The 11,491-nt window shown below is 45.3% G+C and carries 8 protein-coding genes; all 8 read left to right on the top strand.

The window, feature by feature from the left end:
• Positions 1-102 precede the first annotated feature (102 nt).
• The 8 genes from ACFPRA_RS05725 (at position 103) to yfmF (ending at position 11,491) form a co-directional block, all read left to right on the top strand.
• A complete protein-coding gene (locus ACFPRA_RS05725; RefSeq protein ID WP_381431621.1) occupies positions 103-2,466 on the top strand; it encodes a DNA translocase FtsK in 2,364 nt (787 codons plus the stop codon).
• Between the two features lie 141 nt (positions 2,467-2,607).
• Positions 2,608-3,336 (top strand): GntR family transcriptional regulator, encoded by a 729-nt coding sequence (locus ACFPRA_RS05720; RefSeq protein WP_381431619.1) that lies wholly within the window; start codon positions 2,608-2,610, stop codon positions 3,334-3,336.
• Positions 3,337-3,383: 47 nt separating this feature from the next.
• On the top strand, positions 3,384-4,448 hold the full coding sequence (locus ACFPRA_RS05715; RefSeq protein WP_381431618.1) for a BMP family lipoprotein: 1,065 nt from the start codon (positions 3,384-3,386) through the stop codon (positions 4,446-4,448).
• Between the two features lie 270 nt (positions 4,449-4,718).
• Positions 4,719-5,798 carry a BMP family lipoprotein gene (locus tag ACFPRA_RS05710; RefSeq protein WP_381431616.1) on the top strand — a complete coding sequence of 360 codons (1,080 nt, stop codon included), beginning with the start codon at positions 4,719-4,721 and terminating at the stop codon, positions 5,796-5,798.
• Between the two features lie 359 nt (positions 5,799-6,157).
• Positions 6,158-7,729 carry an ABC transporter ATP-binding protein gene (locus tag ACFPRA_RS05705; protein ID WP_381431614.1) on the top strand — a complete coding sequence of 524 codons (1,572 nt, stop codon included), beginning with the start codon at positions 6,158-6,160 and terminating at the stop codon, positions 7,727-7,729.
• On the top strand, positions 7,719-8,765 hold the full coding sequence (locus ACFPRA_RS05700) for an ABC transporter permease (protein ID WP_381431612.1): 1,047 nt from the start codon (positions 7,719-7,721) through the stop codon (positions 8,763-8,765). Before ACFPRA_RS05705 ends, ACFPRA_RS05700 begins: the two co-directional genes overlap by 11 nt.
• A 1-nt stretch (position 8,766) precedes the next feature.
• The gene (locus ACFPRA_RS05695; RefSeq protein WP_381431610.1) at positions 8,767-9,726 is read left to right on the top strand and encodes an ABC transporter permease; all 960 of its coding nucleotides are present in this window, start codon (positions 8,767-8,769) and stop codon (positions 9,724-9,726) included.
• 490 nt (positions 9,727-10,216) lie between these two features.
• Entirely contained in the window at positions 10,217-11,491 is a 1,275-nt protein-coding gene (gene yfmF, locus ACFPRA_RS05690; protein WP_381431608.1) for an EF-P 5-aminopentanol modification-associated protein YfmF, read from the top strand.

The raw sequence follows: 11,491 nt of genomic DNA, 5'->3' as shown, positions 1-11,491 counted from the left end.
ATGTCACAGATTTTGAAAGGAGTCAATCGAGCAAGCTCGATTCAAAATCTGGACGCAATCACGCCGAGGCGTGATTTATATAATTACAAGAGGGGGGAGAACATGGCTAACAAATCGAAGAAAAAGAAAAAGAAAAAGAAGACAGCCGCCCAAAGTAAAAAGCCGACAGGATTAAATCCTTTGTTATATGAAGTGATCGGTTTAGCAATGATCGGTCTAGCAATTATACTGATATTTGAATTCGGGATTGTCGGCAGGAGCCTGTCATCCTTATCCCGATTCATCCTTGGAAATTGGCATAGTGCGATTCCGCTGCTCCTTATCATTCAGGCTCTCATGTTCATGATCAAACGGACGATGGGCGGTTGGAAAAACCGTGTGGTCAGCGGTTGTTTATTCATACTGGCGAGCTTCGTGTTATTCAGTCACATTTATTTGTTTAAGGAGTTATATGAAAGTAGAGTCCTCATGTCGAATTCTGCATTAAAGGAAACATGGAAGATTCTCATTACGAATGATGGGATCACTTCAAGGAGCGGAGCGCTTGGAGGTGGGATGGCAGGAGCTGTTCTGTTCGCGATGTTCCATTCGTTGCTCGATTCAGCAGGAGCGATGGTCGCTGGTGTACTGTTGTTCCTCATCGGCTTCATCTTGTTGACTGGAAAAGCGCTTGTGCCGTATGTTGTCGAGCATTTCCCGCAATATTGGAAGCGTATGAAAGGCTTATTTATGACCACAGAACCGAAAAAGTCGACAACGGCTGCGCGTACAAGAGCTTCTCGGTCGAAGAATAAGAAGAAACAGGTACCGATTGAAACAGAAGAAAATCAAGTGCCTCTTGAGCCAAGTGCAGAGGAAGTTGTGTCACAGCCAATCATTTCTGCATTTAGCGAAAGAATTGAAAAACCGGTACTAGATGAACAGACGGCAATTGTGAAAGAACAAAATCAGGAGCAACCTGATGCCGATACCGCTGAACAACCGGAAGTGTTGGATGAAGCGACATCCTACACAGGTGTTACGGGAGAAGAGGAGAATGAGTCATATGTCCTTCCGCCCGCTTCTCTATTGAAACAGACGCCTTTGAATGACCAGTCGGGGGAATTTGATTCCATCCAGGCAAATGCACAAAAGTTGGAACGGACATTTCTCAGCTTCGGTGTTAAGGCGAAAGTGACAGAAGTGCATCTAGGACCGGCTGTGACTAAATATGAAGTGTTGCCGGATACAGGTGTCAAAGTGAGCCGGATTGTCGGGCTTGCCGATGATATTGCACTTGCTTTGGCAGCAAGTGGCATTCGGATCGAAGCGCCCATTCCTGGTAAATCGGCGGTCGGCATAGAAGTTCCAAACAGCTCCATCGCAGTCGTTAGCCTGCGCGAAGTCATCGAATCGAATGAGAACAGTCGCCCGGATTCCAAGCTGATGATCTCATTAGGGCGCGACGTTACTGGAAAGGCAATGCTTGCAGAGTTGAACAAAATGCCCCATATGCTCATTGCTGGCTCAACGGGCAGTGGGAAAAGTGTTTGCATCAATGGCATTATCGTCAGTATTTTAATGCGAGCGAAACCCCACGAAGTGAAAATGATGATGATCGACCCGAAAATGGTGGAGTTGAATGTATATAACGGCGTGCCTCATCTTCTTGCCCCGGTTGTAACTGACCCGCGGAAAGCATCTCAAGCGCTGCAAAAAGTTGTCTCTGAAATGGAAAGGCGTTATGAATTATTTTCACATACGGGTACAAGAAATATTGAAGGGTATAATGAACATATCGATGTGTGGAATAACGAAAATGATGAAAAGCATCCACGCATGCCCTATATTGTTGTCATTGTCGATGAGTTAGCGGACCTCATGATGGTGGCTTCCAGCGAAGTAGAGGATTCCATCACAAGACTTGCTCAGATGGCGCGTGCTGCCGGGATTCATCTAATCATCGCAACGCAGCGACCGAGTGTGGATGTCATCACGGGGATCATTAAAGCGAACATTCCATCCAGGATTGCGTTCGCGGTTTCCTCGGCAATCGATTCTAGAACGATTTTGGATAGCGGCGGTGCCGAAAAACTACTGGGCAGAGGCGATATGCTATTTCTTCCAGCTGGCGTGTCGAAGCCGGTCAGGATTCAGGGAGCTTTTGTCTCCGACAGTGAAGTGGAAGCGATTGTCGATTTTGTCATTGAACAACAAAAAGCACAGTATCAAGAAGAGATGATTCCAACTGAAGTGGAGATAGTGGAACCGCATGAGGAAACAGATGACCTTTATGATGAAGCCGTCCAACTGGTCGTCGATATGCAAACAGCGTCTGTTTCAATGTTACAACGCCGATTCCGAATCGGATACTCGAGAGCAGCCCGCATCGTCGATCAGATGGAAATGCGCGGAGTCGTCGGACCACCAGAAGGAAGCAAGCCACGCCAAGTGCTGATCAGCAAAGATGAAGGAAATTATTACTAAGTGCCTTTCTTGCCTGAAGTCGAGGAATTTTCAAAAGAAATTTGAAAAGACTAGTTTAATTTGTATGACGAAAGTGATATAGTATGGTTGTTTAGTAGTGACGTTTAACATCAGAGGTCTGACCTCGTTGAGGGGGATGGTATGATGGTAAAGGCGGACCATAGGCATCTGTACGTACAGGTAATCGAACGTTTAAAGAAAGATATAGAATCAGGGGTATTCAAAGAAAACGAGCGTTTCCCATCTGAATACGAACTTGCCCGTTCCTTAGGCGTCAGCCGTGCTACACTGCGTGAAGCGCTTCGTGTACTGGAAGAGGAGAAGGTCATCGTACGAAAACATGGTGTCGGTACATTTGTCAATTCGAGACCATTGTTTTCTTCCGGCATTGAACAATTGTCCAGTGTTTCTTCCATGATTCGGGACGCAGGCATGGAGCCTGGGACGATTTTCATGGAGGTTTCCGAAACGGAAGCTTGCGATGAGGATATCGCCAAGTTCAATTGTAGCGAAGAAGACCGACTTGTGACGATCAAAAGGGTTCGAACTGCAGATGATGAACCGGTTGTCTACTGTATCGATCATGTCCTTGCAAAGCATCTTCCGTCGGGCACGGCAACGCTTATGAACGAGTCCATTTTTGATGCGATTGAAAAAAATGGGACCCTTCGTATTACACAAGCTGTGGCACATATCGAACCGCTAGGCTATGATGATGAAGCCTCCTCGATTCTACGATGTGGAGTCGATGTACCGCTCCTTGTCCTCCTGCAGCATCATTACAGTGAGGAAGGCGAGATGGTCCTCTACTCAAAAAACTATTTCAGGGCTGATAAATTCAGTTTTCATGTTGTACGTAAACGGGTATAAGAAGTTAACGCGTTCTACTAAAAATGTAAAAAATGGAGGTTCCAACAGTGAACAAACGCAAATTTGGACTTGCAATGTCACTCGTCCTTGCAGCGGGTACAATCCTTGGTGCATGTGGATCAGTCAAAGAAAAAAACAACGAGAAGGCGGGATCTAAAGAAGATCACTTCTCCATTGCAATGATTACGGATGTCAACGGTGTGGATGATAAATCATTCAACCAATCCGCATGGAAAGGGATTCAAGATTTTGGAAATGAAAACAACCTTGAAAAAGGCGATGGCGGTTTCGACTACTTGGAGTCTAAAAGTGATGCGGAATTCGAACCAAACTTGAACAGATTGGTCCGTCGCGATTTTGATTTAGTATACGGAATCGGCTATCTATTGAAAGATGCGATGGAAACAATTGCGGATCAACATCCGGAGAAAATGTTCGGCCTTGTCGATGAAATCGCTGATCGTCCGAATGTTGTCAGCATTATGTTCAAAGAGCAGGAAGGTGCATTCCTTGCAGGAGCGACAGCTGCACTTATGACGAAGACGGATAAGGTCGGGTTTATCGGTGGAATGGAGATCCCAGTTATTGAACGCTTCCATGCAGGCTTTGTAGCAGGGGTTGAAGCAGTGAACCCTGATATTACAGTTGATGTACAGTATACCGGTGCATTCGATAAAGCGGAACTTGGTAAAGCGCAAGCGAACCGTATGTATACCTCGGGTGTAGATATTATTTTCCATGCCGCAGGCGCAACGGGCAATGGTGTATTTTCAGAAGCGAAAGAACGTAAATCCGCTAATAAGGATGCAGACGTCTGGGTCATCGGCGTCGATTCTGACCAGTATGATGAAGGACAAGTCGGCGACCAGAACGTCACTATGACTTCTTTGCTGAAGCGTGTAGACGTAGCCGTTAAAGACGTTGCAGAACTTGCCCGTGACGGAGAATTCCCAGGCGGGAAAGTGAAAACATACGGTCTAGCCGAAGAGGGGATGGCGCTTACGGATTCACGCGGAGCTATTCCGGAAGATGTCCTTACAAAACTGGACGAATTTAAGCAAAAAATCGCAGCAGGTGAAATCGAAGTCCCTGAATTTCCGACAAAAAAATAATAAAGATGTGGAGACAGGCATTGTTCTGTCTCCATCGTTTCCAAATTAGAAAACGCTCTCTTTAAAAGCAATCATACATATCACAACTTCATAAATCTATCCGGCTATAGAGAAATGATTTTACTGGTTATTCCTTTGTGGCTGATTACATACCCAAACGGGGATATGGCAAATTAGAGAAAATACGAACTCGGCTTTCATAGCGATTGAATAGGGGTATGAGACGTTCACACGTCCTACTAATATAAAAAAACTGGGGGAGGTTCCACAATGAGTAAACGTAAATTTGGTCTGGCGATGTCTATGCTTCTTGCTGCCGGCACGTTACTAAGTGCTTGCGGAACGGGAACAGATAATGCGAAAGACAACGAAGGTACAGGCTCTACTGAGGGATCTGGTGATGAACAATTTTCAATCGCTATGATCACGGATACGGGCGGGGTGGATGACAAATCGTTCAACCAATCGGCTTGGGCAGGGATTCAAGAATACGGTGCAGAAAACAACATTGAAAAAGGCGATGGTGGTTTTGACTACTTGGAATCCAAAAGCGATGCCGATTATGAACCGAACTTGAATCGACTGGTCCGACGTGATTTTGATTTAGTCTATGGAATCGGTTATCTATTGAAAGATGCAATTGAAACAGTTGCGGATCAGCATCCGGACAAGATGTTCGGTCTGGTGGATGAAATTTCAGATCGCCAAAATGTAGCCAGCATCATGTTCAAGGAGCACGAAGGTTCCTATCTTGCAGGTGTTGCGGCTGCTCTCATGACAAAATCAAATAAAGTCGGTTTTGTTGGTGGAATGGAAATCCCGGTTATTGAACGTTTTCATGCAGGATTTGTAGAAGGGGTCGCAGCAGTAAATCCTGATATTACAGTAGACGTACAATATACGGGTGCATTCGATAAAGCGGAACTCGGTAAAGCGCAAGCGAACCGCATGTACTCTTCGGGTGTGGATATCATCTTTCATGCGGCCGGTGCAACAGGGAATGGTGTATTTTCTGAAGCGAAAGAACGTAAAACTGCCGATAAAGATGCATACGTTTGGGTGATTGGTGTAGATGCTGACCAGTATGATGAAGGACAAGTCGGTGATGACAATATTACGCTTACTTCCATGCTTAAACGTGTAGACGTAGCTGTGAAAAATGTTGCTGAACTAGCACGTGATGGACAATTCCCGGGCGGAGAAACAATCACATATGGTCTTGCGGATAATGGAATCGCACTAGCAGATTCACGCGGAGCCATTCCGGAAGATGTTCTTGCTCAGATCGATGAGTATGCAAAGAAAATCGCAGCGGGTGAAATTGAAGTGCCAGAAATTCCGGCGAAATGACCATACAAGTGAACAATGATGAGGGCCGGTTCAATCCGGCCTTCATCGATTTATGAAAAGAAAGGATCATCGATTGAAATTAATGGACGAAAAGTTTCCACGTTATGTATGGAATCTTTTCTTGCATTAATTTATCTTCATTCAGCGGAAGACTTCCACCCCTACGGGTGCGAGATGAATGTGGTTTTGTGTTCCTGTTCAACGTGTGTTCAAATGCCCGCTGAACGAAGATAAAAGCCTCCGGCAGATGTCACAGATTTTGAAAGGAGTCAATTGAGCTTTGCTCAATTCAAAATCTGGACGCAATTACGCCGAGGCGTAATTGATTTATAATACCCAATTGGGAGGAAGTGAACCTAATGGAATATGTCATAGAAATGCTGAATATACGCAAAGAGTTCGGGAATTTCGTTGCGAACGATAATATTACTCTCCAGTTAAAAAAGGGAGAAATTCATGCGCTATTAGGTGAAAATGGAGCAGGAAAATCGACGTTGATGAATGTCCTTTTCGGATTGTATCAACCGGAAGGCGGAGAAATCCGCGTACGCGGTCAACAAGTCAACATTACAAATCCGAACATCGCGAATGATCTTGGAATCGGAATGGTCCACCAACATTTCATGCTCGTTGAAAATTTGACCGTTACTGAAAATATCATATTGGGCAATGAACCGAAAAAAATGGGTGTAATTAACATAAAAGATGCAGCCAAAAAGGTCGCGGAAATTTCCAAACTATATGGTCTGGATGTGGATCCCAATGCCAAAATTGAAGATATTTCAGTCGGGATGCAACAGCGTGTGGAAATTTTGAAAACTCTTTACCGAGGCGCGGAAATTTTGATTTTTGACGAGCCGACCGCTTCTCTGACACCGCAGGAAATTGATGAATTGATAACGATTATGAAAAAGCTGATCGAAGAAAATAAGTCGATTATCATTATTACGCATAAGCTTCAAGAAATTATGGATGTGTCGGATCGTGTGACTGTCATTCGAAAAGGGAAAGGGATTGGAACGGTCATCACCGCTGAATCTGATCCGGAACAATTGGCGGAATTGATGGTCGGACGTCAGGTGACATTTAAGACGGAAAAAGGCCCGTCCAGTCCGGGGGAAGAAGTGTTACATATTGAGAACCTCGTTATCGAAGATTATCGGGGTGTTGAAAAAGTGAAGGGCTTGAACCTTTCTGTTCGCAGGGGGGAGATTGTCGGGATAGCCGGAATTGACGGCAACGGGCAGTCCGAACTGATCGAGGCGATTACAGGTCTCCGTAAAGTGAAAAGTGGAAAAATCACTATCAATTCAAAAGATGTTACTGGCAAAAGACCACGGGAAATTACGGAAACAGGCGTAGGTCATATTCCACAAGACCGTCATAAGCATGGTTTAGTATTAGACTTTTCCGTCGGCTATAATGCGGCTTTGCAATCGTATTATCATGAGCCTTTATCCAAAAATGGAATTATGCAATACAAAGCGGTGTCAGAAAAAGCGAAAGAGATTATTGAAGCATACGATGTCAGGACGCAAGGTGAGCATGAACGGGCAAGAGCGCTTTCCGGTGGAAATCAGCAAAAGCTCATTATCGGACGTGAAGTGGAACGGAATCCGGATCTCCTGATCGCCGCATTGCCAACACGTGGACTTGACGTTGGCGCGATTGAATTTATCCACAAAAGATTGATTGAACAGCGGGATAACGGGAAAGCAGTTTTACTCATTTCCTTCGAGCTGGATGAGGTGATGAACGTCTCCGACCAAATCGCAGTTATCTATGATGGCAAAATTGTAGATACGGTCATTCCTACGGAAACGTCCGAACAGGAACTCGGCTTGCTGATGGCCGGACATTCGAAAGAAGAATTAGCTACAGACGGGGACAAAGTAGTACTGAAAGAAGGAGATGATCGCGATGTCAAATAGAGTTGTCAATCTCCTTGTACCTATCATTTCCATTTTTCTTGGTTTGCTCGTTGGAGCTATTGTTATGTTATTGAGCGGCTATGATCCGATTCAAGGCTATATCGCTTTATGGGAAGGTATTTTTGGGGATGCTTATGCGCTTGGAGAAACGATTCGGCAAATCAGTCCCTATATTTTAGCAGGCCTTGCGGTGGCCTTTGCGTTCCGTACGGGATTGTTCAATATCGGGGTGGAAGGGCAACTGATCGTCGGCTGGTTCGCAGCGGCTTACGTGGGAATGGCCGTCGAACTGCCGAAAATCATTCACTTACCGCTCGCATTGCTCGCAGCAGCAGCTGCCGGTGCTATTTGGGGATTCATCCCGGGCATTTTGAAAGCAAAGTTGCACGTCCATGAAGTAATTGTAACGATCATGATGAACTACATAGCGCTCCATGTGGTCAATGCGTTGATCAAAGCCGTTTCAGATGGAGGTTATAAAACAGCAACGATCCATAAAACGGCTTCGTTACGATCCGAATTCTTATCGAATTTAACCGATTTTTCAACCCTTCACTACGGAATTCTTGTCGCGCTTGCGATGGTGGTTGTCATGTGGTTTATCTTGGAAAAAACGAAAACGGGTTACGAGCTGAAATCGGTCGGTTTTAACGCCCATGCATCTCAATATGCCGGGATGAATGTCAGTAAGAATATTGTACTCTCGATGGTCATTTCGGGCGTCTTTGCCGGTCTTGGAGGAGCGATGGAAGCGCTCGGAACATTCGGCTATATGGCATCCCGTGGTGGTTTTACAGGGATTGGTTTCGATGGTATTGCGGTTGCATTATTAGGTGCCAATACACCGCTTGGCGTCATTTTTGGCGCATCATTATTCGGATCACTCAAGTACGGCGCAGGGAATATGCCGAATGCGGCGGGAGTTCCGGTTGAAATTGTTTCCATTGTAATTGCACTCATCATTTTCTTTGTAGCATCGGGTTATATTATTCGCGTAATTTTGAGCCGGCTGTCTAAGAAAAAGGAGGCAAAGTGATATGAGTTTTCTTGAAGTGCTTTATTTCATCGTTCCGATTTCAATCGCTTATGCCGCACCTCTCATTTTCACGGCAATCGGCGGCGTGTTTTCTGAACGATCAGGTGTCGTCAATATTGGTTTGGAAGGGCTCATGGTCATGGGTGCTTTCGTCGGTATTTTGTTTAATCTTTTCTATGCAGATACATTCGGTCCTTGGACGCCATGGCTCGCTTTACTTATGGCGATGGTTGTTTCCGCAATATTCTCGATTATGCACGCGGTCGCATCCATTACATTTCGTGCGGACCAAACCGTATCGGGTGTAGCCATCAATATGTTAGGGATTGCCATTGCCTTGTTTACGGTGAAATTGATTTATGGCAAAGGGCAAACGGATTTTATCCAACAGAGCATCCCGCGCTTCAACGTTCCAATACTGCATGAAATTCCGTTTATCGGTCCATTACTATTTAAAGGAATCTACGGTTCTTCGCTACTGGCGATCGGTGTTGCAATTCTTGCTTGGTTTATCATTTATAAAACACCGTTCGGTCTTCGTCTCCGTTCTGTCGGGGAACATCCGATGGCTGCAGATACAATGGGGATCAACGTCGCAAAAATCCGCTACATTGGGGTCATCATTTCAGGTGGACTTGCGGGAATCGGTGGTGCAATTTATTCGCAGACGATGACGAATGATTTCGGTCACGCGACCATCAATGGACAAGGGTTCATGGCGCTGGCTGCGATGATTTTCGGGAAATGGCATCCGATTGGGGCGATGGGGGCTGCGTTATTCTTCGGATTTGCACAGGCACTTGCGATTAGTGCTTCGGGTATCCCTTTACTCGACAAAGTCCCGACCGTCTATCTCTATATCTTGCCATATGTACTAACGATTCTTGCATTGGCAGGATTTATTGGCAGGGCGACTGCACCAAAAGCTAGCGGTCAGCCATATATTAAAGGGAATCGGTAAGAAAGATAGCTGCCTTGTATGTCTACGTAGTTGGACGCTGGGCAGCTTTTTAAGAACTTTGAATCAATCACGCCTCGGCGTGATTGCGCAATTCAAAATCTGTGACATCCGCCGGAGGCCTGGACCAACAGGATGTTGGTCACTCAGGCGTTGCCAATCAAACAGCGAAGGGTTTGAATGGCCGTATTTCTGTGTTTTTGCAGAAATTAAGGCACTTTTTGGACGCGGCGGCCTTAGCTTGAGTTCCTCTAATCAGCAGGGAGTTTGGACTCCCTCTGATTGAAATGCTTTCTGGCATTCATCCTGCCACTTATGGAAGTGGAGGACTTCTGTAGCTGACGCTTTGCCTTCAGTACAAAAGGATTTGCTGAACCAAGTTAAATTTCCCGGGAAATGTGCATGACTTCCTTCTGTTTATTTGCATATTTCAACAAACGGAATGTATAGTGAAGTGAGGATTCCGCATATTAACGAAAACAGAGGTGTTTATATGTTTAAAAAAATAGTACTGCAAGAGGGCGTTACATTATATATTCGTAAGACTGAACAATTTAAAACAGTGAATTTCTCCGTGAAATGGAAAACGGCATTGGATGAGACGAAAGCTGCTCATCGTGCGGTTTTGGCCAATGTCTTGCAAGATTCTAATGGACGTTATCGGACACAGACTGCATTGCGAAATACGTTGGACGAAATGTATGGCACTGTGCTATACACAGATGCTTCCAAACGGGGTGAAACCCATCTTGTTTCCCTTTATGCAGAATGCGTGAATGATGAATACTTGTCCGAAGGCGGCGTCTTGGATGAAGTGCTCGGTTTGATCCAGACCACTATATTTGAACCGAACTTGGTGGATGGACAGTTTGATGAAACGATTGTCAATCGTGAAAAACGCTCTGTCATCGAGCGGCTCCGATCACTGTACGACGATAAGACCAGGTACGCACAAAAGCGAATGTTGGAATTATTACGCCCAGATAGCGCAGCATCTGCCTCATCGTACGGAACGGAAAAGGTCGTCGATGCGATGACGACAGGCGACTTGCTGAATGCGTATGAAAGCATGGTGCATGAAGATGAAGTTGCCATCTATGTCGTCGGCGATGTCGATGAGCAAGAGATGACGGAAAAAATCCGTACACATTTCCCATTCCAAAGTCGTCCAGCAATGGAGCGGAAGCTGTTACAGCAAGCTGGAGCAAGACAAACGGATGATGTTCGCCGAGTCCGCGAAAAACAAGAGATGAAACAAGGGAAATTGCATCTCGGTTTTAGTACACCTGTGAGCTTTCATCATCCTGATTATCCGAAAATGCAAATTACGAATGGTGTATTCGGTGGGTTTGCACATAGTAAGCTGTTTATGAATGTGCGGGAAAAGGAAAGCATGGCCTACTATGCCTCCAGCTCATATGCCTCCCATTACGGGCTTCTTTATGTGATGGCCGGCATTGATGCCGAGCTTGAAGAAAAAGCGGTCGACCTGATTAAGGAACAATTGCAGGCAATGCAGCAGGGGAATATTACAGACCTTGAGATGGAGCAGACGAAAGCCTTGCTAGGCAATGGCATCAAGAGTGCATTCGACTCTGCAAGAGGACAGATTGAAGTGTTCGATCAATTTAAAGAATTGGATGAACAGTTCACAGCAGAAAAAATGATCGCTGTCTGGGAGTCTGTAACGAAAGAGGATGTCCAGAAGATGGCTACCGAAATCTCACTGGAAATCGTCTATTTGTTATCTGGCAAGGAGGCTGTGTAA

The sequence above is a fragment of the Sporosarcina soli genome (assembly GCF_042655805.1).
GTDB classification, from domain to species: Bacteria; Bacillota; Bacilli; order Bacillales_A; family Planococcaceae; genus Sporosarcina; species Sporosarcina soli.
This window is presented reverse-complemented; position numbering and strand designations above follow the sequence as displayed.

What these genes read in the sequence shown, in the direction of transcription:
- ACFPRA_RS05725 (WP_381431621.1), top strand. Translation starts at nt 103, where the DNA reads ATGGCTAACAAATCGAAGAAAAAGAAAAAGAAAAAGAAGACAGCCGCC.
- ACFPRA_RS05720 (WP_381431619.1), top strand. Translation starts at nt 2,608, where the DNA reads ATGATGGTAAAGGCGGACCATAGGCATCTGTACGTACAGGTAATCGAA.
- ACFPRA_RS05710 (WP_381431616.1), top strand. Translation starts at nt 4,719, where the DNA reads ATGAGTAAACGTAAATTTGGTCTGGCGATGTCTATGCTTCTTGCTGCC.
- ACFPRA_RS05705 (WP_381431614.1), top strand. Translation starts at nt 6,158, where the DNA reads ATGGAATATGTCATAGAAATGCTGAATATACGCAAAGAGTTCGGGAAT.
- ACFPRA_RS05700 (WP_381431612.1), top strand. Translation starts at nt 7,719, where the DNA reads ATGTCAAATAGAGTTGTCAATCTCCTTGTACCTATCATTTCCATTTTT.
- ACFPRA_RS05695 (WP_381431610.1), top strand. Translation starts at nt 8,767, where the DNA reads ATGAGTTTTCTTGAAGTGCTTTATTTCATCGTTCCGATTTCAATCGCT.
- yfmF (WP_381431608.1), top strand. Translation starts at nt 10,217, where the DNA reads ATGTTTAAAAAAATAGTACTGCAAGAGGGCGTTACATTATATATTCGT.